The sequence below is a fragment of the Candidatus Nitrosopumilus sp. SW genome (assembly GCF_006740685.1).
GTDB lineage: Archaea > Thermoproteota > Nitrososphaeria > Nitrososphaerales > Nitrosopumilaceae > Nitrosopumilus.
The window spans coordinates 154,155-178,910 of sequence record NZ_CP035425.1; the positions used below are offsets into that span (position 1 = coordinate 154,155).

The 24,756-nt window shown below is 32.4% G+C and carries 30 protein-coding genes; 14 read left to right on the top strand and 16 right to left on the bottom strand.

The window, feature by feature from the left end; translation table 11 throughout:
• Positions 1-19 precede the first annotated feature (19 nt).
• Together Nisw_RS01020 and Nisw_RS01025 are read left to right on the top strand one after the other, a co-directional pair.
• The gene (locus Nisw_RS01020; protein ID WP_141975718.1) at positions 20-250 is read left to right on the top strand and encodes a hypothetical protein; all 231 of its coding nucleotides are present in this window, start codon (positions 20-22) and stop codon (positions 248-250) included.
• Between the two features lie 70 nt (positions 251-320).
• On the top strand, positions 321-746 hold the full coding sequence (locus Nisw_RS01025; protein WP_141975720.1) for a hypothetical protein: 426 nt from the start codon (positions 321-323) through the stop codon (positions 744-746).
• 2 nt (positions 747-748) lie between these two features.
• On the opposite strand, the gene Nisw_RS01030 is transcribed toward Nisw_RS01025, so the two are convergent.
• From Nisw_RS01030 to Nisw_RS01040, 3 genes are read right to left on the bottom strand one after another with little or no spacing between them, the layout of a single operon-like run.
• A complete protein-coding gene (locus Nisw_RS01030; RefSeq protein WP_141975722.1) occupies positions 749-979 on the bottom strand; it encodes a hypothetical protein in 231 nt (76 codons plus the stop codon).
• A gap of 34 nt (positions 980-1,013) precedes the next feature.
• Positions 1,014-1,244 (bottom strand): hypothetical protein, encoded by a 231-nt coding sequence (locus Nisw_RS01035; protein ID WP_185736638.1) that lies wholly within the window; start codon positions 1,242-1,244, stop codon positions 1,014-1,016.
• A gap of 46 nt (positions 1,245-1,290) precedes the next feature.
• The gene (locus Nisw_RS01040; RefSeq protein WP_141975724.1) at positions 1,291-1,866 is read right to left on the bottom strand and encodes a hypothetical protein; all 576 of its coding nucleotides are present in this window, start codon (positions 1,864-1,866) and stop codon (positions 1,291-1,293) included.
• Between the two features lie 312 nt (positions 1,867-2,178).
• On the opposite strand from Nisw_RS01040, the gene Nisw_RS01045 reads away from it, so the two are divergent.
• Positions 2,179-4,257, top strand: a complete 2,079-nt coding sequence (locus Nisw_RS01045) for a pentapeptide repeat-containing protein (protein ID WP_141975726.1) — start codon at positions 2,179-2,181, stop codon at positions 4,255-4,257.
• Between the two features lie 130 nt (positions 4,258-4,387).
• The gene (locus Nisw_RS01050) at positions 4,388-4,771 is read left to right on the top strand and encodes a nuclear transport factor 2 family protein (protein WP_141975728.1); all 384 of its coding nucleotides are present in this window, start codon (positions 4,388-4,390) and stop codon (positions 4,769-4,771) included.
• Positions 4,772-4,779: 8 nt separating this feature from the next.
• Here the strand turns inward: Nisw_RS01050 and Nisw_RS09375 are convergent, their stop codons facing one another.
• The 6 genes from Nisw_RS09375 to Nisw_RS01075 form a co-directional block, all read right to left on the bottom strand.
• Positions 4,780-4,914 carry a hypothetical protein gene (locus Nisw_RS09375; protein ID WP_255430799.1) on the bottom strand — a complete coding sequence of 45 codons (135 nt, stop codon included), beginning with the start codon at positions 4,912-4,914 and terminating at the stop codon, positions 4,780-4,782.
• Positions 4,911-5,585 (bottom strand): YbjQ family protein, encoded by a 675-nt coding sequence (locus Nisw_RS01055; RefSeq protein WP_221624834.1) that lies wholly within the window; start codon positions 5,583-5,585, stop codon positions 4,911-4,913. The genes Nisw_RS09375 and Nisw_RS01055 overlap by 4 nt, the downstream gene beginning before the upstream one ends.
• 90 nt (positions 5,586-5,675) lie before the next feature.
• Complete coding sequence (locus Nisw_RS01060; RefSeq protein WP_141975730.1) at positions 5,676-6,866, bottom strand: hypothetical protein; 1,191 nt, start codon at positions 6,864-6,866, stop codon at positions 5,676-5,678.
• Positions 6,867-6,916: 50 nt separating this feature from the next.
• A complete protein-coding gene (locus Nisw_RS01065) occupies positions 6,917-7,441 on the bottom strand; it encodes a hypothetical protein (protein ID WP_141975732.1) in 525 nt (174 codons plus the stop codon).
• A 91-nt stretch (positions 7,442-7,532) separates the two neighbouring features.
• Complete coding sequence (locus Nisw_RS01070; protein ID WP_141975734.1) at positions 7,533-9,725, bottom strand: elongation factor EF-2; 2,193 nt, start codon at positions 9,723-9,725, stop codon at positions 7,533-7,535.
• A gap of 49 nt (positions 9,726-9,774) precedes the next feature.
• Positions 9,775-10,680, bottom strand: coding sequence for a sugar isomerase (locus Nisw_RS01075; protein WP_141975736.1), 906 nt, complete (start codon positions 10,678-10,680; stop codon positions 9,775-9,777).
• 84 nt (positions 10,681-10,764) lie between these two features.
• Here Nisw_RS01075 and Nisw_RS01080 point away from each other — a divergent pair, with 84 nt between their 5' ends.
• The 5 genes from Nisw_RS01080 to Nisw_RS01100 all read left to right on the top strand — a co-directional run bounded on the left by Nisw_RS01080 (position 10,765) and on the right by Nisw_RS01100 (position 15,721).
• Complete coding sequence (locus tag Nisw_RS01080) at positions 10,765-11,592, top strand: MqnA/MqnD/SBP family protein (RefSeq protein ID WP_141975738.1); 828 nt, start codon at positions 10,765-10,767, stop codon at positions 11,590-11,592.
• A gap of 26 nt (positions 11,593-11,618) precedes the next feature.
• Entirely contained in the window at positions 11,619-11,909 is a 291-nt protein-coding gene (locus Nisw_RS01085) for a hypothetical protein (RefSeq protein ID WP_141975740.1), read from the top strand.
• An 88-nt stretch (positions 11,910-11,997) separates the two neighbouring features.
• Positions 11,998-15,042, top strand: coding sequence for a matrixin family metalloprotease (locus tag Nisw_RS01090; protein WP_141975742.1), 3,045 nt, complete (start codon positions 11,998-12,000; stop codon positions 15,040-15,042).
• Positions 15,043-15,083: 41 nt separating this feature from the next.
• Positions 15,084-15,377 (top strand): hypothetical protein, encoded by a 294-nt coding sequence (locus tag Nisw_RS01095; protein WP_141975743.1) that lies wholly within the window; start codon positions 15,084-15,086, stop codon positions 15,375-15,377.
• Between the two features lie 38 nt (positions 15,378-15,415).
• Positions 15,416-15,721 carry an MTH1187 family thiamine-binding protein gene (locus tag Nisw_RS01100; RefSeq protein WP_141975745.1) on the top strand — a complete coding sequence of 102 codons (306 nt, stop codon included), beginning with the start codon at positions 15,416-15,418 and terminating at the stop codon, positions 15,719-15,721.
• On the opposite strand, the gene Nisw_RS01105 is transcribed toward Nisw_RS01100, so the two are convergent.
• The 3 genes from Nisw_RS01105 to Nisw_RS01115 all read right to left on the bottom strand — a co-directional run bounded on the left by Nisw_RS01105 (position 15,718) and on the right by Nisw_RS01115 (position 17,828).
• Entirely contained in the window at positions 15,718-16,815 is a 1,098-nt protein-coding gene (locus tag Nisw_RS01105; protein ID WP_141975747.1) for a radical SAM protein, read from the bottom strand. The genes Nisw_RS01100 and Nisw_RS01105 overlap by 4 nt on opposite strands.
• A gap of 236 nt (positions 16,816-17,051) precedes the next feature.
• Complete coding sequence (locus Nisw_RS01110) at positions 17,052-17,546, bottom strand: tetratricopeptide repeat protein (protein WP_141975749.1); 495 nt, start codon at positions 17,544-17,546, stop codon at positions 17,052-17,054.
• Positions 17,547-17,600: 54 nt separating this feature from the next.
• Positions 17,601-17,828, bottom strand: coding sequence for a tetratricopeptide repeat protein (locus Nisw_RS01115; RefSeq protein WP_141975751.1), 228 nt, complete (start codon positions 17,826-17,828; stop codon positions 17,601-17,603).
• A 122-nt stretch (positions 17,829-17,950) separates the two neighbouring features.
• Between Nisw_RS01115 and Nisw_RS01120 the strand changes: the two genes are divergently transcribed.
• Together Nisw_RS01120 and Nisw_RS01125 are read left to right on the top strand one after the other, a co-directional pair.
• Complete coding sequence (locus Nisw_RS01120) at positions 17,951-18,394, top strand: Lrp/AsnC family transcriptional regulator (protein ID WP_185736639.1); 444 nt, start codon at positions 17,951-17,953, stop codon at positions 18,392-18,394.
• A 10-nt stretch (positions 18,395-18,404) separates the two neighbouring features.
• On the top strand, positions 18,405-18,953 hold the full coding sequence (locus tag Nisw_RS01125; protein ID WP_141975755.1) for a DnaJ domain-containing protein: 549 nt from the start codon (positions 18,405-18,407) through the stop codon (positions 18,951-18,953).
• Here Nisw_RS01125 and Nisw_RS01130 read toward each other — a convergent pair.
• Complete coding sequence (locus tag Nisw_RS01130; RefSeq protein ID WP_141975757.1) at positions 18,950-19,354, bottom strand: hypothetical protein; 405 nt, start codon at positions 19,352-19,354, stop codon at positions 18,950-18,952. The genes Nisw_RS01125 and Nisw_RS01130 overlap by 4 nt on opposite strands.
• Positions 19,355-19,446: 92 nt before the next feature.
• On the opposite strand from Nisw_RS01130, the gene Nisw_RS01135 reads away from it, so the two are divergent.
• The 3 genes from Nisw_RS01135 to Nisw_RS09030 all read left to right on the top strand — a co-directional run bounded on the left by Nisw_RS01135 (position 19,447) and on the right by Nisw_RS09030 (position 22,661).
• Entirely contained in the window at positions 19,447-20,760 is a 1,314-nt protein-coding gene (locus Nisw_RS01135) for an HD domain-containing protein (RefSeq protein WP_141975759.1), read from the top strand.
• A gap of 9 nt (positions 20,761-20,769) precedes the next feature.
• Entirely contained in the window at positions 20,770-22,215 is a 1,446-nt protein-coding gene (locus Nisw_RS01140) for an FAD-binding oxidoreductase (protein WP_141975761.1), read from the top strand.
• 302 nt (positions 22,216-22,517) lie between these two features.
• Positions 22,518-22,661 carry a DUF5679 domain-containing protein gene (locus tag Nisw_RS09030; RefSeq protein ID WP_012215116.1) on the top strand — a complete coding sequence of 48 codons (144 nt, stop codon included), beginning with the start codon at positions 22,518-22,520 and terminating at the stop codon, positions 22,659-22,661.
• Between the two features lie 17 nt (positions 22,662-22,678).
• On the opposite strand, the gene Nisw_RS01145 is transcribed toward Nisw_RS09030, so the two are convergent.
• The 3 genes from Nisw_RS01145 to Nisw_RS01155 form a co-directional block, all read right to left on the bottom strand.
• Positions 22,679-22,930, bottom strand: a complete 252-nt coding sequence (locus tag Nisw_RS01145) for a hypothetical protein (protein WP_141975763.1) — start codon at positions 22,928-22,930, stop codon at positions 22,679-22,681.
• 55 nt (positions 22,931-22,985) lie between these two features.
• On the bottom strand, positions 22,986-23,360 hold the full coding sequence (locus Nisw_RS01150) for a hypothetical protein (RefSeq protein ID WP_141975765.1): 375 nt from the start codon (positions 23,358-23,360) through the stop codon (positions 22,986-22,988).
• Positions 23,361-23,464: 104 nt separating this feature from the next.
• Positions 23,465-24,724 carry a hypothetical protein gene (locus Nisw_RS01155; protein ID WP_141975767.1) on the bottom strand — a complete coding sequence of 420 codons (1,260 nt, stop codon included), beginning with the start codon at positions 24,722-24,724 and terminating at the stop codon, positions 23,465-23,467.
• Positions 24,725-24,756 lie beyond the last annotated feature (32 nt).

Genomic DNA, 24,756 nt, shown 5'->3' on the forward strand with positions numbered 1-24,756 from the left:
AGAAAATCAACTACCCAGTATGAAGACAGGAATTCCAATGATCCTTGTAGGAGGAGGCATGTTTTTGGCAGGATTGGTAATGTTTTATTCAATAGAATTAGGTCAAACAGAACCTACTCTGAGATTAATCAAGAACATTGGAACATTTGTAGGCCTTAGTGGAATTGGAGTTGGCGTAGCAGGGATTTTGCTATATCTGATTAGCCGAAACCAACCGCCAATTCAAGAAAATTTTGAATCCAAAAAATAACTTGAGAAATAATATTGAATTTGGAATATTGAGACAACTAAATTATATCACATCAATCTCAATTTGAGATATGACAGATAAAGTATGGATGGGTGCAATTTTTCTCAAAGATGAAGGAGGGTATGAGATTCTCTTAAAATCATTAGAGCATTATCGAAAAAGGTTAAGAACTATTGGACAAAGTCCAGAACTGAAAGATTCAGCAGCAATGTTTGCATCAGTTTTAAATCAACAAGCAATGAAAACAGTTCCAAAAATAGATGAAGTAGTTGAAAAGATCAAAAATAGCATCAATGACATTCAGGCAGTCAAAAATTTAAGTGCAGAAGTTCCATTTTTTGAAAAAGCATTGATGTGTTATGAATCAGATATTGACAAAGCACAAAATACAGGGCACGAGTATTTTGTAAAACTAGTTGGAGATTTAGAAGCAGCAAGAAATGATTTAGATGTTATAAAAACAGCATTAAAGAAAATAAAAGAATATTCTGAATAGTTTCAGAGTCCTTGCAAATACCAATCCAAGTAAGGAATTAATGCTTTGCATTGTTTCTTTTTCTCAGATTCATCTTCAGCATCAGAGATTTTTTGTATTTTCCCATCAAGGTATTCAGATGTCAAATTACTCTTAAACTGAGGTTGAATTTGCTTTAAGACGTCAATAAATTCACTTGAAGGTGTATCTTCAAAATTTTCTAAAATTTTAGAAACTTTTTCCTCTAATGACATACCGATGATTCAAAGATATCCCATTATAATTTTACTAGTCAAATACATCATCATCATCCCAAGTTAATCTGAATCTTCCAGTAACTCGGAACATCTGAATTTTTCCACCCTTTTTGAAATTAAGTTTGTAAAAATTATGAGAAGCATCATCTATCTCCAAAGAGACATTTTCTTTTTTTGTCTGAAAGATGATGGGATTGTTTGAAATTTGAGTCCAATCACTGTCATCAAAATCCATGTAAAATTTTGTGTAAAGTAATCCCATGAATCATCTAAAATGAACCTGAATAAATAACTAAAGAATTTAGGATTTATCTAGTGGATTTTTTGGGTACAATAACTCCTAGAAAACTGGTAATTGTCGGAAGTAATAATTCAGAATCCTTGTCGTGTTGTATTATTTCATAAACTTGGTAAATTAACTGTTGAATGGTCAAGTGTTCATCACGATACAGTGTTTTTTTAGGATTTTTTATGGAATCTAGAATTGTAAACCCGTTATCGGTTTGAAGTAGTTGTTTCAAAAGCAAATTTGAGATGTGTATCTTTTCATCAATGTCTTTATGAGGAAAATCAGTTTCTAGTCGCTTGATCTGCATTTTTAGATCATGAAAAGAGTTGTTTGTTGTTTGTTCTATGTGTTGAGCAGCTTTATGGGCATAGTTTTCAGTAATGTGATAAAATTTCATGTTTTTTTCAGAATTTACAAAAATGACTTCTTTTTCAATAAGAGAATCGCGAGTCTTCTCAAACGTGGTCTTTGCCATAAATTTTGGAACAACAAGTTTCAAGAGAGCATTATGGTGTAGTTGGGGATTTTCTTTGATGTGTTCTAGAATTATTCTTTCACGCTCATATGTCATTAGGGTAGGCTCAGATTGACTCATTGTATCTAGGTCAACCTATTATAGGTAGGTCAACTATTAAAAAATTCCGGCAGGCACAAAAGATTAGGGCAAATTGTGTAAAAAAATTTGGCACATACATTTAGATCCAAGAAGGAAAGACAGATTGTGAGATGGGCACGCAGGAATTAACTAGTGAGCAGAAAGAAGCAATTCAACAAAAAATCATCGATGCATGCAAAAAAGACATGGGGCATGTTCAAAGAATATGCTCAGAGATTTAAAATCAAGCCTGATTGAAAAATAGGCGAAAATCTGTTTTATATTTAAATTCAAGAAAAAAATCCGATCTGTGTGATTCGAGGGGCAACAATTACAGTTTCGGCATTAATTTTGATAGGATTTGTAACTCCTGGTTTTGCTCAAATAGATTCTGAGATATTTCCAGAGTGGATAAAGACCACCATAAAATTTTGGGCAGAAGGAATGATGACAGATACAGAGTTAAAAAATGCCCTAGAATATATGATTAAAAACAAAATCATCGTAATTGATGAGCCTTCAAAAGGATTTGGAGGTATTTTGATGACAGATGATCAGAAAATCATTTCAGGAGTATCATTTGTAGGATTAGATTTATCAGAAGTCAATTTTGTTGGTGCCAAAATAATTGATGTAGACTTTACAGGGGCGGACTTGTCTGGAAAAGACTTTACATGGACATCATTTCACAATGTGGACTTTACTAATACCAATCTTAGTGATACGAATCTATCAAAACAAAATTTGTCAGATGTAATTTTAAAGGGAACTATTTTGAAAAATTCTGACCTAAGTGGTTCTAACTTTGAAGGGGTGATTTTTGATAATGTTGATCTATCAAACACAAATCTACAGAATGCAAACTTGAAAGAGATCACAATGAAAAATTCCATTCTAACAAATGCAAATCTTGAAAAAGTTAATCTGCTCAAAAGTACAATTAGCCAAACAAGATTAGATGAAACTAATTTGAAAAATGCAATCCTAAAAGATAGTGATCTTAGTTGGTCAATGTTTGATAATGCAGATTTAACAGGAGCTGATTTATCAAATGCCAGATTTGAAAATACAAATTTTAGATTAGTTAATTTCCAAAATGCCAAACTAGATGGAGTAGACTTTAGAGATGCAACCCTTGAAGAGGCCAATCTATCAAATGCAAAACTGATGAAGTCTAATTTGGCAGACATGAAATTAAATAAAATTAATTTATCGGGTGCAAATCTGACAGGTTCAGACATATCAAATTCCCTGTTTATTGAGGCTAATTTGGCAAATTCTGACTTTGATTTCTCAGATGCCAGAGGAGCTGATTTCAGATGGGCAGACATGACAAATTCCAGATGGAGTAATTCTGATTTATCAAATACGGATCTGAGCAATGCAGATATGACATTTTCAGTAATTGATGGTGCAAATACTACAAATGCAATAATAACTGACACAGTATTCACAGACGTCAAAATTACAGAATCACAAGTAAGGGGATTTGTTAATGATTGTAAAATTAAATCATTTTCAAATTTAATTGGATGTAATTTATCAGGCGAGTCTCTATCAGAAATTCAAATTAATAATTCAGATTTGAGATTTGCAGATTTATCAGATGCAGTTTTAGAAAACATTGATCTTTCAGACTCTAATTTGGAGAGTTCCAACCTACAAAGAGTAAAATTGATTGGTGTTGATTTCTCAAAATCAGATTTTAAAAATACAATGATGAACAATTCAACTTTGAGCAATGTTATATTCACAGATGTCTCATTAGAAGGAATTAATCTAAAAGACAGTGTAATTTCTAATGTTAATTTTGTCGATGTCAATCTAGAAGGTGCTGATATGAGTTTTTCACAGATTTCAGATTCAGATATGACGGGAGCTGATATGCAAGGAGCTGATATGCGTTATGCAATTATCGAAAATTCAATTGCAAAGTATGTTAACTTTAAGGATGCAAATCTAGATACAATTACAATTACAAATTCAGATTTGTCTAAATCAAACTTTGAAGGAGCACATCTAAATCAGATTGATTTTGATAATGTAAATTTGAAACACACAGACATGACAGGATTGAATTTGGAAAATGACAAAATGACAAACTCTGATTTTTCAGGAGCAATACTTTCTAAAATCAAATTGGCAGGTGCAAATTTGAAAAATTCCATATTTACAAATACAGAGATTAAATTTGCAAATCTCGCAGGTGTTGATTTGACAAATGCAGATTTGAGTGGAAGTAATCTAGAAGGATCAATTTTGACTAGTGCAATACTTGTTCAAGCAGACTTTACTGATGCAGACCTTACACTTGCAGATTTAACAAATTCCAACACACAATATGCAAAGTTTAACGGAATAATTTCAGATAATTGTGAAGGTTGTCCTTAGAACAAAGGATTTTTGTAAAAAATTAGAATCTATTCGTTGTAGATAGACCCATTTTAGGAATGATTTTTGCCATACAACTTGGTTTATCACTGTCGAAAAAAATTATTAATGAAAATCCAAAAAAACTGTTATGTCAAATGTTGAATTGATCAAACTATTCTATAATGCATTTAAGAATCAGGACAAAAATACCTGCACTGATTTGTGTGATGATAAAATTCAGTGGCAGTTAGCTGAGGGTATGCCAAGTGGAGGCACATATGTCGGAAAAAAGGCAGTATTTGACGAGTATTTTCCAAAGATGTTGTCTAATTTCAAAGAGTTTCATGCAGTTCCAGAACAATTCACAGACATGAAAGACCATGTAATGGTAACTGGAACATATTCAGGAATATCAAATAGCGGCAAATCATTTCAAGTAGAGTTTTCTCACATGTATCATATTCAAGATGGAAAAATTACTCAATTCAGACAATTTACAGATACTCAGAAAATCCAAGAGTCCTTAACATAATGTGAATGTTATTTCTCAGATGAGGTGTTTGAGGCATCAAAACTATCAATACTCTGAAACCATGCAGATTCTATTTTCTTTAATTCAACATCTAATTTTTTTAGGTCTTCTTTTAGAAGTTTAACTTTATCTTCCAGATTCATTTTCTTGTTCTTGTAATTACTGCAGTACCTGTAGCTATCACCATTAACATTTGTTTATTTTTTCCCTCTACAGAATTAAAAGCAACATTTACTCCAACTACTGCATTTGCCCCCATTCTTCTTGCATCTTCTGTCATTTGCTTTATTGCTTCATCTTTTGCAGTTCTAAAGTTTCTCTCCATGATCCCAGAACGTCCACCAAACGTATCACTTAATCCCATTACCCAGTCTTTGAGAAACATTAAACCAATTGCAGTTTGACCGCTAACAATTCCAAGATATGCAACAATTTCACGTCCCTCTACATCCAAAGTTGTAGTTACAACCCCTTGCTCAAACTCTCTTATTTTGGCTAGAAGGTATTCATAATCCACACCATAAAGATTCTCATTGTTGGTTAGTTTCTCTCTTAATTCATCCCATCGTTCTTTATGTCCAATTCCTTGTTCTTCCAATGTCTGAATTTTTTCTAATTGCCATTCTCGTTTTTTTCCTAGTGCTCTAGTGTATTCTTCACCTATTTGGCGATAATAATGATATTCCTCTTCGTCAAGTTCTTGATTTTTTTGTAATTTCTTTTTGATTCCTTTCCATTTTTTCTTTTCTCCAAACTCTTGTTGTTCCATCAAAACAATATTGTGAAGAACATTTTCAGGGTTGTAATCATCCAATAATTATGAGAATCATAATGTCTTAGATAAGGTTATAGAAGATATCGATACACTATACTAAATTATGGTTAATTTTAAAAAATATCTTATTTAATCTGGACATCCATCATCATCCTTGTAACCATTGTATGTTTCAGGTTTTGTATTACACATATCACGTGTATCATCAATTCCATCATTATCTAAATCAATTGTATTTTTTGAAGAAGAGCCAAACTGTCTGAATAAATCTTCAAAAAACCATATCAATCCATCAAAAGGTCCCATTGCAACGCATTGACCATTTTTCTCATACGTTCCCGAACCACAGGATAAACCACTTGATAATGAATTAGAAGATGTTTGTTTTGAGAGTGTTGTTGCTTTTTTAATTGTAAATCCTTGTGAATCGCTTGATTTGATATATGTTATTGCCTTGTTTGATTTGCTTTTTTCACCATAAAATTCAGCCTTGATTTGATGACTTCCATAACCAGGACTGAAATTCCAAGACCATTGATTGGTTGTGAGTCCAGATTGAGATGATCTTCCGTCTACAGAAATTGCAATACTTGTTGAATGAACTTTATTGCCATTTTCATCTGTCAAAGTAGGTTTTACTTGAATACATCCTTGACATGTTCCATCACGAACATCTAATGATAGATTTGTAAACACTGTTTTCTTTAATGGGATAGTAACTTTCATGTTTGGAGACGGTTCTAATCGATATGTGTCAGATGCTAATTTTTGATTAAACAAAACCACATTCAAGTTTGCACCAAATTCTGTATCAAGAAGGGTATTGATATCCAGAGTTATTGAATCGTAATTTCTAATATTTTCATTTACTGAAACACGAAATGTTTTTGCAGTCATACTATCAAGTGAAATCCAATCATTTGAAACGATGTAGGCAGGGCCTGATACTTTGGGCAATACATGAGCTCTTGAATCTGCAAATAACCCGATTCCATATCCTCCAGGAATTCCAAAGGTTGCTTCTTGGCCTAAAACTAAATCTGCAGGAAACGTACCTACTTTATCTCCATCAAAGGTTACAGTTGATGTAACAGTACTTGATTTTGGCACAAGTGTAATTTCAACAACATCTCCTGCCTCAATTTCAGAAGGAGTAATAATGTTGAATCTTAGATCATATTTTGCAACAATGTCTAATGGACCTAAATCCACTAATAGTGATGAACTAGTAGTTCTGGAATAAGTTTCTGCAAAAGCAAAACTTGTACTAGTAAAAACTATTCCGCTAATAATTAGAATGATGAAAAATACATTTCTCATGATTTTCATAATTTATGAGTATTAGATAAAAGAAGCGGTGTCTAAAAACATCATGGTCTTTCTTTAATCTCTACGGGAATATTTTCTGTGATTCCTTTTGATAGATCTGCAAGTGTTTTCTCAAATGTCTCAGGTGGAATAATGTCATCTATTCTTTGATTTGCAATTGTAATATCATAGTTAATGTATGCAAACAACCCTAATCCTAAGACAATTCCTATTGGAACAAGTATCATGATTTTCTTTTTTGTTCTTCTTCTCATTCTAAATTGGCGGTTGTGACTGCCTGCACCTCCATATCCCCTATATCCTCTGTATGGTCCGGCTTTTGCCAAAAACAAAACTCCAAAGAACCCTGAAATCCAGGGAGAATAATAAAACACTTGAACTTTCATGCATTGACCAGTAATACCAAATGCATCCCCCCATCCTGAATCACACATTTTGGTGATTTTTTCAATTGATGAAGTTCCAAAAAATCCCAGTCGGTCATCTTTGATATCTTCAATGTAAAAATACATCACAACTGCAATTATCAAAAGAATAATTCCAACTGAAAATTTGAAACTGTCCAATGATTATCAGAATTTTGTATGAATTTAAGAATGTTCTAAAACTTTACGAGAACCGTCAGAAATTTACGCGTAGAATACGGGATTTCTATTTTTACTCTTTATCGATAAATTCGCTGGCGTTTGGAGGTTCTGGAGCAAGTCCTTTTCTCTTTCTAATATCAGCAACAGCAGTTGCCAACATTGATTTTGGAACTTCGGTCCATTCTTTAAATGAGGTATTCCATGTTGCACGTCCTGCAGTTTGACCTCTCATCTCTTCAGATAGAGTGAATGTTTCAGAGGCTGGAATTTCTCCAGTAACAATACTTGATGCACCTTTTTGGGACATATCAAGAACTTTACCACGTTTACCAGAAAGAACTGTTGCAACATTTCCAACTAAATCAGTTGGTACACGAACTTCAATTGCTAAAGTTGGTTCCAAGACAGCAGTTCCTGCAGTTAGTAGTGCACCCATACATGCTCTACGTGAAGCAGGTCCTAATTGAGACAAACCTCTGTGAGCAGTATCCTCGTGAGGAACAAAGTGAGTAAAGGTAAATTTACAATCTCTCATCTGTTCTTTACATAGAGGACCTTCTTTCATCACTTCATCAAAACCAGAATTAATAGAATCAGTAGATTCTTGAACAAATTGAACACCTTTTGTTCCGTTAATCAAAACATTACCACGAGAATCAAATTTCATAACTCTCTTGATTGTGTCAGTATCCCATCCTGCACCTTTGAGTAAATCTGCAACGACTTTTTTGTCTTTCATATCACTGATTTCACCAGTTCTAAGCATATGGGCAATTTCAGGCTCCAATGGTTCGACTTTCATGAAAATCTTGTTGTGTCTGTTTGGGGATTTTGCCATGATTGGTTCACATCCGGCCTTGACAGTCTCTCTGTAGTTGATTAATGGCTCAGAAGTAACAATTTCACATTTTGCATCCTGAATTCTGTGTGTTGCAACATCCAAGTGCAAAACACCCATTCCGGCAACAATAGTTTCACCACTTTCCTCATCAATCTTTACAATAAGATTTGGATCTTCAATGGTTAACTGTCTGAGAATTTCAACTAGTTTAGGTAAATCTTTAGGATGTTTTGGTTCAATTGCAACTTGAACAACTGGTTCTGAAACATATTTGACACCTTCAAACATTGGAATGTCTTTAACAGAAGATAATGTGTTACCTGCTCTTGCTTCAGTTAATCCTAATAATGCAGGAATGTTTCCAGCTCCAAGTTCTCCGACTTGTTCTCTTTGGTTTCCCATGAAAAAGTTTACAGATTGAACTCTTCCTTCACGTTTTTCATCTATGATGTTAATTGTTTGACCGTCTTTGATAGTTCCAGAGAATAATCTTCCAATTGCAACAGGACCTGCTGCAGGATCTAATACCATGTTTACAATCATCATGATTGTTGGACCAGAATCATCACATGCAAGTAATGCTTTTCCAACATCAGAATCTAAATCACCTTTCCAAATTTGTGGAATTCTGTACTTTACTGCATCTTTAGGAGCAGGATGATGTTTTACAACCATTCCAAGTACTGCATCAGCTAAAGGTGCTTTCTCAACTAGGTCTGCAACCTTTTCATTTTCATATGCATCAATAACATCTTTGAATGTAATTCCTCTCTCTTTCATCAAATCAACGTTAATTGCCCATCTGTCTTTTGCAGAACCAAATGTTACGCTTGCATCCTGAATAGAGACTTTCCATTTTTCTTTGTATTCAGGTTCTGCATAAGTATCAATTAATTGGTTAAAGTTAGAAACTACTTCTGCAAGTTGTGCTTGCATTTTTTCAGGAGTTAAACGGAGTTCTTTGATGAGTCTATCTACTTTGTTGATAAACAATACAGGTTTTACTCTCTCTTCAAGTGCCATTCTAGTGACAGTTTCAGTCTGAGTCATGATGCCTTCAACTGCATCACAAACAACTACTGCACCATCAATTGCCCTAAGACTACGAATTACCCTTCCACTAAAGTCTACGTGTCCAGGAGTGTCAATCATGTTAATGACATATTCTTTGTCTTTTTGTTGAAAGAGCAAAGTAACGTTTGCTTGATAAATTGTAATTCCTCTTTGTTGCTCTTCTTTATCAAAGTCCATAGCAAGTGCTTTACCAGCAGCAGATGGGGCAATGATTCCAGAATAAGCTAAAAGGCTGTCACTCATGGTAGTCTTTCCATGGTCAACATGTGCGATTACACCAAAGTTTCGGATCTGATCCTTATTTTTGATAATTTTCATAACGTCGCTAGTTGACTTGAATTTTACCATATTCGCAAACCCTAGGATTCAGCTATTAAACCTTATCAAAACAAAAAGATCAATAGATCATTTGGTTGCTTACATTACGAATATTTTTTGCAGCGACAAAATGACAGTCCTTTTTCCGTTTCTTTTTTGCCTCATTTAGTGCAAGGAACTGGGAAAGAAATGTGCAGTAAAGTATCTGGGATAATTTTTCAGAAGGCAGATTGGGGTGAACTACATTAATTCCAATTTTCTTTAGGTTTTTGGCCAGTTGTTTATTGTGGGGGTTTTTTTCTTCAAAAATTATTACAGTATCACCACTTTTTGCAGAAAACAATTCCATGTGGGAAAATTGCTCTATCCTAGAGTAATGAACATCATAACCCATTACTTCATAAAATTTTGCTGCACAAAACATTGCAAGAGGATATGTCAAGAGATTACCTAGAACATAGACCTTTTTTGATATCTTGATTTTTTTAGAATAACATTTTGTTTTTCTAAAAAGCACATCTGGTTTGTGAATAGAGATAGGTTTGACTAGGGAAATACACGTAAGTGCACTTTCTAAAAAGGAGAGACTACCTGCAGTAAACACATCATTATTTGGAGAATTTAGCAAGATTACACCATCAGATGCTTTGGCTAGTCGACTGTCAGATTTTGAAGTAATTGCAATTGATTTTTTTGCAAATTTTGCAGTTTTGATATTAGTAATGGTATTTCCAGAAATTGAAACAAAATAGACATGTTTTGATTTTATCAAATGCTTGTTTTTGTACAAATCCAAAGGATCCATTGCTTTTATCAATCCATCTGAAAAAGATTCAGCAAGTAATGATGAAATTAATGAGTCACCACTACCTGTAAAAATAGTATTTTTTTGAAGAGATTTAGAAATAGGTTTTTGTTTTTTAAAAGATTTTAGAAAATCAACTTGAAGATGTATGTCTTTTTCAAATGCATCTATTGTGTTCATCAATCAAAATAGATTTTTGGCATATATTAGAAAATCTGTTTAGAGTATGTTTTGATTTTTATTACGACTGACTAGGGTAAGATTATGGAAATTTCAGTAGGTCATACTCCTGATTCAGATGATGCATTCATGTTTTATGGAATGTTTACAGGAAAAGTTCCATCACCAGATTTCAAAGTAACCCATGTGATTGAAGATATTGAAAAATTAAATCGCAAAGCTACAGATCCACAATTAGACGTCACAGCAGTTTCAGTTCATGCATGTGCATACATCCCAGGATATACAATATTGCGTAGTGGCGGAAGTTTTGGAATTGGATACGGCCCAATTGTTACAGCCAGAGAACAGATGACTATTGATGAGATAAAAAAATGCAAAATTGCAATTCCAGGAAAGATGACATCTGCATTTTTACTATTACAATTAATGATTGGAAAATTTGATTATGTTGAAATGAATTTTAGCGACATTCCAGAAGCAGTAAAGTCAGGCAAGGTAGATGCAGGCCTGGTAATTCATGAAACACAATTATCATATGAACAAGAAGGAAATGTCAAAATCTTAGATGTAGGTGAGTGGTGGCACAAAACTACAAACGGATTACCAGTTCCACTTGGAATTAATGTTATGAGAACTGATTTAGGAATGGAAACAATCCACAAATTTGATCAGTATCTTCAAGCATCAATAGAGTACGGTTTAGAGAATTTAGAAGATGCATTAGAATATGCAATGCAGTATTCTAGAGGAAAACCACGAGACTTGATTGAAAAGTTTGTAAAAATGTATGTAAATCAAGTGACTGTCAACATGGGAGATTCTGGAGAAGAGTCCATACGAAGATTATTTGAGATGGCAAAAGAAAAAAATCTTGTTCCGGATTTTGAATTAAGTATAGCCATCAAGTAATTATAGAACAAAAAAGAAAAAAAATCATGGGAGACGGTATTGGTGGAGCAGTTATCAATATTCTTACAAACAATGCTTTTGAATTGCTAATCAGTCACACTAGAAAAGATAACCAAGAAGAATACGGTAAAGTAGAAAAAATAATCATGAGTAAAATTGACGATCCGAATCAACCACAATATGAAGAAAAAACAAAAGAGGATTTAGAAAGAGCATTGAAAGGAAAATTTGTTTCATGTAATGTGCAATACAGAGATAAAAAAACAGATGCACTTGTTTGCAATGTATTTGTGCAAAGACCCCCAGAAGGATTTTAGAAATTTTAGCATAAAAAAATATCATATTATTAAATTAGGAGCATCTCATTTTTATTTCACAAAATCACAGAAAAATTGAGGGGTATTGGTGCAAGTAGCATTATTAGGATTATTGATACTCGTAGGTAGCATCCCCATTTCAGGAATAAATTTTGCAGATGCTCAAACTGATGAAATCCCAGAGTGGGTAAAGAGGACTTTGGAATTGTGGTCAAATGGAGAAATTTCCAATGAAGAATTTGTAAGGGCAATTGATTATTTATCTCAAAAAGGAATTGTGGAAATTTCTTCAACCACAGATAAAGAATTGAAAAGAGATGTAGAATATCTAAAGGCAAAAGCAGAGGTATTCCAACAAGAAGTCAAAGAATTAAGAGACGAAAATGAAGAGTATAGAATACTACTCAAAAGTCAGGAAATGAATAGATCAGGACAATTTCCAACATCAATGTCATCAATTTTTGATGAATATCAAGCATTGAAAAAAGAAGTTGACAGATTACGAGAGACAAACAAGAGGATGTCAACTAATATCGATGCATGGGTAGCAAACATGAATCCAGAAACAACTGTTTTAGGAAATTCTAATGATAATGGGTTAGTTCAAGTCAAATCAGATGTAATTGAGGAATTAAATAATTTAAAAGTAGAAAATAAAAAGTTACAAAATAAAATTACAGAATTAGATGAGAAAAAAGAATCCTATAAACAAAATATTGAACTGTTAAAAATTGAAAATGAAAATAAACAACAACTAATTGCAATTCTAAAAGAAAAGAATCAAGAAAATAGAAACAGTGCTAATGAATTAATTCAAGATAAGGAAACATATGAATCGCTAATCACGAAATTAAAAAATGAAAGCTTTATTCAAAAACAAAAAATCATTGAATATGAAAATAAAATAAAATCATATGATGAGACAATAAAGCAAATTAGTGGAGAAAAAATACAAACAGATGAAACAGTTGTTAGTTTGAAAAATCAAAATACTGGCTACATTAATGCCATAAATCAATTAGAAAACTTAAACCAAGAACAAAAATTACAATTATCATCAATAACTAATGAGCTTCTAAATGCAAATGAGGCAATAATGAAATTTTCAGCAGAAATTCAGGACTATGAGAACAAAATAGGCACGCTTGAGGATGAAAATAATCAGTATAAAAATAGGATTGACCAGTTGGGGTTGCAAAATACAGAATATGAAAATAAAATTTCACAGCTAGAGTCAGAAAATATTGAGCAACGAAAAACATTGATAGGAATAATGAATGATGCAGAAGAATCAAATGAATTTGCAACAGCATTAAACTCTAGATTATCAGAATTCCAAAAAATAATCAAAGAGTTAGAAGATGAAAATGAACAATACAAAACAACCATACATGAACTAGAAAATGAAAATTTTGAGAAAAATACATCATTAATTTCAATGAAAAGTGAGTTTGATAAGATGAATCAATTAGTAAACGAGTTAAACTCCAAAGTAGCCAAATATGAAAATACAATTCAAGTTTTAGAAGATGAAAATGAACTACTCAAAAATAACATGATGCAGGTAAATGATGAAAGCATATCAGAATACGAGTCACTTGTAAGACAGTTACAAGGCGAAAAAACTATTCAGCAAGAAAGCATTACTTTGATGAAAATAGAAATTGAGGAATCTAACGAGTTAATCAATTCACTAAATTCAAAGATTGTGAGTTATCAAAAACAACTAAGTCTATTTGAAGAAGAAAACTCTCAATATAGAAATGAAATTACAGATTTGAAAAATACCAATGAATCTCAACAAGATTCTTTGAATTCATTTGATACGGGCATAAATGAAAGCGATGAGATGATCAAATTACTTGTAAATGAAAATAAAATGTATCAAAGTACAATAGACAAACTCAGAGAAGAAAACAGATTATTGGAAAATAAAGTAAGTGTAGTTTCAAATGAAAATACTGATAGTTTAATCACCATATCAGAAATTGAATCGGAAAATAAAGAAATGAGAAAACAAGTTGAACTACTACAATCAGAAATCAGACAAAAGCACGAGCAAATTCAGAATCTAAAGCAGGTTCAAGAACAAAAAGATGTCAAATATGAGCAAATTCAGGCACAAATGTCAACAAAGCAGTCTGTAAAAGAACCAGCAATCAACACAGCAAATGAAAAAGATGATGCGTTGATTGTTGAGTTGAACTATCTTAAAGCAAAAAATCTGGTTAATGATGAAGAGATAGAAATACTCAGAGCAGAAAATGAAGAGTATAGAGTTTTGTTAAACTTGTTAAAGAAAGGTGAGAGTTCATCCACAGGTATTCAAAATACAGATTATGATAAAATTGACAATGGTCAAGGAGTCATAGTATACAACAATGCAAATCCAGAAAAAACATTACCAAGTGACTGGATAGCAAGAGTAGATAATTCAAAAACATATCCAATTTACATTGAAAAAAGTCCTTCATGGTCAAAAGACATGTCAATAGAAGTTACCGAGGCTTTGAGATTTTGGGAATTGACTGCAAACGTAAAATTTGAAATCGTAGACTCACCATCATTTGGAATTACTTCGATTAATTGGGAAAGAGAATTAAAAAATGGATATGATGGTTATGTTGTTGGTCAAACAAATGTTTCAATTGGATTAGGTAGTAGCGACTGTGATGGAAAATGGAAAGCATACAGTTCAGAATCCATAAAGAGTATTTTGATTCATGAGATTGGTCACACAGTAGGATTAGATCATGCAGTAAGTAAATCAAACATAATGTATCCAATGATTCAAGATGCAAAATTTGCACCAATTGAACAACTAGTAACAATTCCACAAGATGAATCAGTATTCATAAAGGGATGTTCATTTAGTGCAGATCCGGTTTACAAATACAATGTAAAAGTCAATGATTCAAAGACTGCAGATATTTTCTTTGTGCCATCAATTGATGAAAAATTCAAAGTAGATTCTGGAATGACTTTTGACTATTATTCAGACATTAATTGTATAGGACTAGAAAAATCATACAAAAATGGAGCCTGCAAAGTGGCAGATTCTGCAGGAATGTTGATAATTAACTCAGGAGATCAAGGTACAATTTCCTTGAAAATCTACCTAGAAGAGCAATAAAATCAAAAAAAATTACAATCCAATTTCCTAATATATGATAAATTCAGAATAAAGTCAGTTTGGTGTTAATTGATAAGAAGATTTTTGCTGCAGGCATTGCAATGATTATTGCAGGTGTCATTATCGGAATAACTACAGGCGAAGGACCAACAGGTCATGCAGGAATGACTGAAGAGGAGATAATTGATTTGATGGTTGCTGAAGATGAAAACCAGGCATTACAGTTATTGTATGGATTGTTAATTGGTGTTGGATTTTTGTTAGTTTTGATAAGTTTTGGAGCAAGACGTAGAAAAGGAAGCGCAAAAAGAACAGAAAAAAAACCTGCAGAATAATTCAAACTTTTTTTATCTGATAAAAATAAAGAGAAGGAATGATTCATGCAGAAATTAGCGTGTATCCAATGGCAACAAAAACTACCAGTGCAAGTTTTTACATTGCAAAAGCAATAGAATCAATTCAAAAAATTGACAATCTCAAATATGAAATTAATCCTATGGGTACTATTTTAGAATCAAATGATATGGATGTAATCAATAAAGCTACAAAACAAATGACTGAAACAGTTCACAATTTAGGAATTAATAGAGTAGAAGTTGTAATTAAAATAGATTCAAGAAAGGATAAAGACCAAAGCGGGAAAGAAAAATTAGAATCTATTAAAAAACATCTAAATTAAAAATTCTTTAAAATTTCAAAATGAGTATTTCGTTGTGCAGGAGTACGTCCTATCTCTTTTACCATAGTTGCAAGTTCATCTACTGAAGAACTAGTTTCTTTTCCTGCAGCACGATAGATTTCTTCAGAAAATGCAGTTCCTACTAAATCACTTCCACCATTAGACAAAGCCACCTGAGCAAGTTTCTTGCCATATGCTACCCAATAAACAGAGATATTATTCAGGTAATTTGCAAGCATAAGTCTAGACAATGCAATTACTCTCAAGTCATACACAGAAGAGCATTCATTGTTTACCAAGTGTTTTTGTTCTAATTCAGTATTATCCAAGCTGAATTTTAAAGGAATAAGTGTAATGAACCCGTTTGTTTTCTTTTGCAAGTCACGAATTTTAATGAGATGATCAACGATATGTTCAGGTTTTTCAATATGTCCATAAAGCATAGTTACATTACTTTTAATTCCCATGTTATGTGCTTCTTCAATTACATCTAACCATTCTTGTCCAGTACATTTTCCTCTAACAATTTCTTTTCTAATTTCTGGATGAAATAGTTCTGCACCTCCACCAGGCATTGAATCCAATCCAGCGTCTTTTAGACGAGATAAAATTTCTTTAGTAGAATTTTTAGTAAGTTTTGACAAGTAAAAAATTTCTGCAGCAGTTAATGCTTTGATGTTTAGTTGAGGATGATTTTTCTTGATTATTTTCATCATGTCTTCATAATATTCAAGTGGAAGTTTTGGATGAAATCCTCCAACAATGTGTACTTCAGTGGCGCCCATTTGTTTTGCAATTCCAACTCGTTGTTCGATTTCTTGAGGAGTTAATGTGTAAGCATCTTCTGCGCCATCTTTTCTATAAAATGCACACATTTGACAACTTGCAGTACAGACATTGGTGTAATTCATGTAGTAAGATGCTGCAAAAGTTACAGTGTCACCAACTAATTCTTTTCTTCGAGTATCAGCTACTGCACCAAGCAAATGTAAATTATCATAATTCATCAATTCTAAGCCGTCTTTGTAGGATAATTCCTGACCAGCAATTGCACGATCTAGTGCCTGAGAATCCCCTACCAATTGATCTAACATATTTTTACTCATTCCCATCATGATATATTCCTTAGTTAGGCCCAAGAAATAAGTAGTCAAATTACAATATCAATGCATGGTGCTCCCTTTAGTAGACGAACATAAACCAAAATGCTATCTATGCCACGAAGGGTTTGAAGATTTAGAGAGTCTCAGAGAACATCAAAATTCTAAACACAAAGAGTTTTTTGAATCACATGAAAAAGAAATGAACCGAGAGCCAGCACCTGGCGATGTTACGGTGTTTTGATTTTATTTTCATTAATAGATTTTAGCAAGTCTTGAGCCATATCTTTTGAAATACTGGCCAAATCAAACTCTTTATCAATAGATAGTGCTTTTTTGAAATGTTTTAGGGCTTCATGTAGTTTTCCAGTTTCTCCTAAAGACAGTCCTTTGTATGCCAATGCCATTGCACATTTTTTATCAATTTTTAAGACATGATCATAACACTTTATCGCTTCTTCATATTTTTGATCAGAATGTAATGCAGTACCTTTGTTTAGTAATGCATCAATGTTTTCAGGAGAAACCAATAGTGCTTTATCATATGTTCTAATTGCAAGTTTGATTCGACCCATGTTTTGGAGAGTAACTCCTTTATCGATTAGGGCACCAATGTTTGAGGGATCATTTTTTAGCACAAGATCATAAAGTTGGATGGCATCACTAAAATCACCATCCTCAACACATTCGTAGGCTTCAGCTAGCATTCGATCTGTGTTATTCAATACAGAAGATAATATTTTGTTAATAATATAGATTCACTATTTGTCAATAACAGATCAAGAAGCATTTCTATCACGAGGATCAATATTGAGAGATTTGTTAAAACAATCCATTGCCTCTTCGTACCTACCAAGACTTCGTAATGTTATACCTTTGTAATTCCACAAATCAGGATCGTCTTGATTCAAAAGCAGTGCCTGCTCAAAAAACCCAAGTGCATCATCAAATTTTCCATCCTCTAGTAGGATCTTACCACGAGACACAAGTTCTTGAATTTCGTCCACAAGGAATGTAATTTAGTATTTGTATTAAATTTGAAAAATTATAAAAAAAATTGAGCCTGGTAAATTAAACAAACTTTTAGTTATTTAGTGAAAATTTAAATAAATTTTTCATCATAGAAAATATGAATTTGGATAAAACAGATGAGAAAATTTTAAGAAATCTGATGGTAGATGCACGATTATCAGCACGACAGTTAGCACTAAAACTCGGCATGTCAACTGTAACAGTTCTATCAAGAATCAAAAAGATGGAAAAGGAGAAGATCATTAAAGGGTATTCAGCAATGATTGATCATGAGAAATTAGGATATTCTCTTACTGCAATAATTGAAATCATTGCAAAAAACGACAAAGTTGTGGATGTTGAAGAAGAGATATCAAAGTTTGAAAATGTTTGTGGTGTTTACGATATAACAGGTTCAACAGATACAATAATCATTGCAAAATTTAAGGAGAGAAATGAGTTAAGTAAGTTTGTCAAAGAGCTTGCCTCTATTCCAAATGTAGAAAATACAATCACTCATGTAGTATTAAATACTGCAAAAGAAGATTTTAGATTATCATAGTGAAAAAGAATTGAAAATTGCAAGTGTTTTTCTAATTTCAGTAGTTTTGCTTTTAGTTCAATCATCATACGGCCAAGAAAAAGAATTAGACATGGATCTTGAAGTAACAGATGAAGAAAAAATCATACTGTTTGGAGGATTTGCAATAGCAGTTATTGGCTTGTTTTTATTTTTGGCAAGAGACATCATACTTAGAAAAAAAACATCATATGACAAAGAAGAACTAGAATCAAAAAAAGACAAAACATATGAGAAATACAAATCAGATTGGGGAGATGATTATGAAGAGATTGGAAAGAGAAGAAACACTGTTAAAGATAAAGAATTCAGAGAGGCTGCAAGAAATGATGAACTTCCAAATTATTATGAAGTGTTAGGAGTGTCAAGAGACGCAACACAAGAAGAAATAAAGAAAAGTTTCAGAGAACTTGCAAAAAAAACACATCCAGATAAAACAAAGAAAGATTCTGAAGAAGAGATGTCAAAATTAAACAAAGCATATGAAGTTCTTTCTGATGAAGATAGTAGAGAAAGATATGACAAGTATTTTGTAGATTAAACAGATTCTAGTTTTACAATAATCATGCTAAGCTCTATAGAATCAGGGGTCTGAACACTGTTTGTTAGATTAGCAGATATTTCCAAGTTTTTTTGATTCCCATCATTACCTATAGAAGTGGTGATTTTTAATTCTCCAAACTCAGTATTGGGGCCAAGCATCTTCTTTGTAAGTAATGGGACTACAGAAAGATCTTCGACAGTTCCTTTCATTTTATATGCAAATTTTTCTGAAAAATATACACCCCCACGAGTTGTAGGTTCGTTAATAGGAACAGAGGAATGGATTACCTGAACGTTAGTTAGAGGATACAAGTTGTCTTTTAAATGAAGATTGAATTGTGATGAACCAGATTCAGTAAAATCAATTAGTGATGTTAAGAGAATCTCATCAACAGTCATTTAAAAATAAAAAAATCATAATTCTATTGAATCTTTCTACAAAAAAAATTCTTTCAGATCATCTTTAAAAAGAACAAAAAGATCGTCTGATTATGCAATTATTTGCAAATACTCAAGTCATGAGAAACAATATTCTTGATTTGTTAATAGAAAATAGATTAGAAGAAGATTGCTATGTTGAAATGTTAGATTACACCATTGATTTGTTTGAAAGTAGAGGACTTGGAAGAGATTATTATGGATATCACAATATCAACCATGAATTAGAAGTAACATATTTTTCACTATTAGCTGCAAAACAAGAAAAAATAGAATTCACACATGATGATATAAAATATCTATATGTTGCTGCATTATTTCATGACTTTGATCCAGAAAAAAGCGTTGACAAACCACATGAAGAAAGTGTATTAAAATTTATTTCAACAGATAGAAAACTTAGCCAGTTAATAAAAATTGCAAATATTGATTTAGAAATTATCAAGGTTTTGATTTTAAGAACAACATATCCTTGGATGGGAGAATTAAAGAAAAATGCTGAAGCACAAATTAAACAATGTTTTCAGAATTCAGAACTGACAAGAAATGACATAGAATATCAAAAGCACATAATGGATATGGGGTGGTATCTTACAGTAGTAGACAGAATTAGTGGTTATGCATTAGGAGATTTCTCAAAGGCTATGGAAATGGCAAAAATGAATGCTCACGCACTTGCATGGAGACCATCATTAATTGTCAGAAGTGCCGTAGCATATTTTGAAGAATTGCTCAATAAAGAAACAGATATGGTAAAACCAGTTCTCAAAGTACTTTCAAATGAAATGAGGAAGAACTTTTTTGATACAGTTTTATCATTTATGAGAATCAGACAACAAGAAATTACCATTCAAGCAGATTCTGCATATAAAAATCTCAGGTTAGTTCCAACCATAGAATGCATGACAACTAGAAATGATCCAGAATTCATTAATTCATTACATGATATTTTACTAGAATTACCAAGACCACTGCAATTCTTAGATAATTTTGAAAAATCAGTAAAAGATCCAGAGACAATAATCACCACATTGAGATTAAATGGAAAAAATGGAGAAATTGTAGGGTATGCCAAAGGAGGTTTATTAGAAAATTATAATTTAAGAGAGGAAATAAGAGATGAAAATTATGGTTTAGGAAACACAGTATTCTTAGAACCAATTGCAGTGAAAATGGGATATTGGGGTCTAAAAGGAGGCAGTGAGATGAGACACATGTTTGTAATGCAAGCACATTCTAAGAAATTCAAGTATCTAACAAGTTTTGCATTAAGAGATGTAATTAATGCAAGAATTGAAAAAGAGCAAGCAGAGTTTGTAGCACAGTTTGATCCAGAGCGATGGGATTATTATCGAATCAAAATTTAGATTCATTAAATGAATTCAATCAAAGTGCAATTATCCAAAGTTATCAAGGGAGAAGTGCATTCAGAAGAAGAGTTTAAGAAATTTTATTCTGTTGATGCAAGCTCATATCAAATAATTCCAAAAATAATAGTTATTCCAAAAAATGAAAAAGATGTAATTAACACAGTAAAAATTGCAAAAAAATTCAAGACATCAGTAACTGTACGTGGTGCAGGCACAGGATTAGTAGGTAGTTCATTAAATAACGGCATTATTTTAGATATGAAAAAATTTGATTCAATCAAAATTAAAGAAAAATATGCAATAGTAGGTCCTGGAACAATCAAAGGAAAATTAGACAAAGCATTAGAGAAAAATAAAAAATTTTTTCCACCAAATCCATCAATAGGATCATTTTGTTCTGTTGGAGGAATGATTGGGAATAATTCTAGTGGAAGTAGAAGTTTGAAATATGGAAGTATGATAGACAATGTAATCGAATTAACTATAATTGATGGGAATGGGAATAAAATCACCCTTCCAAATAACAAAAACTTTTCAAATAAAATCCAAAAGAAAATAAAAATTAATAACAAAAAAATCCCAAACGTTTCAAAAAATTCATCAGGATATAGAATAGACAAAATCAAATCAAAAAATGACATTCATAAAATCATTATCGGTTCAGAAGGAACATTAGGAATTGTCACATCTGCAAAATTAAAAATAAAAAATATTCCAAAGAAAAGAATTCTATTCATCATAGAATATAACTCCATAAAAAATGCAATTAGAGACTGTGTACTTGTAAACAACACTAACCCATCAGCAATAGAATTTGTAGATAAAATAACATTACAGCAAATTGATTTTAAATTTGAAAGTAATGCGAAATGTTTACTTTTTGTAGAATATGATGAAAAAACTAATCAAAACAATAGAAAATTTGAATCAATAATTTCGGGAAAAATTGTTAAAAAATTAACAAAAAAGCAGGAAATTCACCAATGGTGGAAATATCGAGATTCATCGTTGTTTTACAGCCTGAAAAACATAAAAAAAGAAAATAGAATCCCGCATGTGATTGAGGATGCAGCTGTTCCCATTGACAAATTATCAGAATTATTTTCAATATTAGAAAAAATTCGTAAAAAATTCAAAACTAAATCAATTGTGTATGGACATATTGGAAATGGTAATTTGCATGTCAGACTAATAGGAGAAAGGAAAAAACTATCACTAGTCAAAAATATTGCAACATACTATTTTGATGAAATTATCAAAATAGGAGGAACTATTACTGCAGAGCATGGAGATGGATTAGCACGTTCAGAGTTTATCAAAAAACAATATGGAGATACAAATTATCAAACATTTCAAGAAATAAAGAAATTGTTTGATCCAAAAAATATTTTGAATCCAGGAAAAATAATTAGTAGACAAAGTACAATTATCAAAAATTTTGAAAAACTATAATGTTTAACAATGTAACACAAACAGCATTACAAAACTAATGAAGGATTCAATTATGTTTTTGATAGATATTGAACATTAGTTTTATCAAAAATGGAACATAACTGATCAAATTCAAAAATAAAAATTGAATGAAAAACAATAATTATTTAAAAAATACGTAGAATTCATTCCTAATTTTATCAAAATAACATCCAATACGAAAAAAATAGTTCTAAAACACAATAATTAAGATCGGAGGTTTGCCTATTTGTGAAAAAAGTTCAACAAGTTCTTGCTAATAGAACCTTGAGCCTAGTGAACATATGACAATAGGATATTGCGTAAAATGCCGAGACAAACGAGAAATCGGTGGCGCTAAACCATACACAATGAAAAATGGTAAACCTGCAATCAAAGGCACATGCCCAACATGTAGTACAGCCATTTTTAGAATCGGCAGAGGATAAATTTCTAATTTAGAAATTCAATACTGCCATTCGTCAGTAAGGCCATTCCATAGCGAACGCATAGGGGATGGATCTTTTTCTATTTCTTCTGTAATTCTGTTTTTTAGTACAAAAAAGAAGTTTTCCAAAGCATCAACACCGCCATCATCATACAATTCACGACCAATTTCAGAAATTCGTTTATGTTTTTCAGAGATTTCAGAAGAGTCAGGGTTTTGTAAACAAAACGTCATTAAATCAATTAGTTCTTCTTCAAGCATGAAATCCATACAAAATTTTTGGAGTTTTAATCAAATTTAGGTTTTAGGAAAAAAGAAAAAGAGATTATTTTAAACGTCTGTAAATCTCTTTGAACTCAAGGGATAGATTATACGAGATGTTAAGTAAATGAGCAAGTTGATTCATAGATGTTTTATCATGTCCAAGTTGTCTTAGAATTGTTAATGCTTTTTGTGGAGAACTAGACAATAATGGATTTTGTCCAGACCAAGTCTTAAATGCCTCATCAACATCTAGACTAAAGTTCAAAACAAATTCTTTCCAATTTGGCATTGCCTTGAGAGCTTTTTCAGTTAACAGAACTTGAGACAATTCTCTAAACTCATTTTTCCTGTCAATGTATAACATGTCTAAAGCTTGTTGGACTTTTTCTTCTTGATATTGAGGTACATTCAGCATGTACATTCCTGCAATACTCATATGTTATTATTCACATAATTCAAAATAAATAGTATAGTTGATTCTCTGAAAATTTGTTAGAATTTTCAAATAAAATTAAACAAATGTAAGAAAAAAAGAAGATCTTATTGGAATGGGTCAATAAATGGACAGTTTACAATATGATCACTGTTCATTGGACGTGCAATACCAATATCGATCAAGCCAGTTTCTCTGTATGCATTCAAATCATCAATTGTCTCTAACAATTGGGCATTTTCGGGACTAGTCCAACCAGTCATGAAAATTCTCCACATTGGAGAGTAATTTTCATCGCCAGGAGCTCCTGCAGCAATTCCTGCTTGGAAGCCCAAAGGACCAGAACCAGTCAAGCCATTTTTGAATTGAAATAGATCAACTGCGGCTGAATTTGCAATTAAACTTGCAGATGTTGGAGAACTAACAACACCCATCATACCTGCAGGACCGCTAGGAGTAGCATCTGTTACAATGTAATAGATGGTTCTACCATCAGGTCCCCATCCACGATGAGCTATGAAAGTTACATTCATCTCTTCTGTATCGATATCAAGAACTTGTCCACCACCATAAGGAGTTTCATCAGTCAAAGTTTTGTCATCTTTAACCATCATTTGCCCATCAGGCCAAACAATTTGAGGCATATTCAAAACCACATCAACAGATGTTAATGTGATTTCACCATTATCTGCAGCTTCCATTACCATTGCATCAGAAGTTAACACCCTAGGTGTTGTGCCTTCATTCCAAGTTACATGTACATGTGAGGTTAATGCACTGTATACATCTGGTTGTGCAGGAGTGCTAGTAAAAACTTCTCCTTGGAAACCATGTACACCATCACCATCTATTCCATTTGTAAACATGTAAGTTTTTGAAAGTGCAGCATCAGGAGCATTCTTTAGCAATGGTGCAAGTTCCACTTTCCAATCTTGATTTTTTGTAATCAATTCTGCATGTGTAGGATCACTTGAATCAGTGATGATAAAATAAACATCTCCGCCATCATAGTATCCATGATGCATAGGAATAGTTGCAGGAACGTTTGCTCTTGATAATCTAAGTACAGACCCCAAGTCTGCTTCAGTTATTTCCTCCATCATGGTTTCTTTATCCATTTTTTCAGGAGTTTCGGTAACTGGAATTACAGGTTTGGATTTTCCTTGTTCGGCCATCCATGCAGTTTTACCGCCTGGAATTTCAGAACATAGTTGCAATCCACAAACATCAGTGCTAGAACCATATTTTGAAGATCCAACACCCTTACCTTTCAAAGCTTCAGCGTCTGTGAAAGAACCAGTGGTCATTCCTACTGTAAACAAGGGGAGAATTGCAAGTAATGCAATGTATCTTAGACTCTTGTTCATTAAACAAAAGATCAAATTTTTCTTTAAAAGAA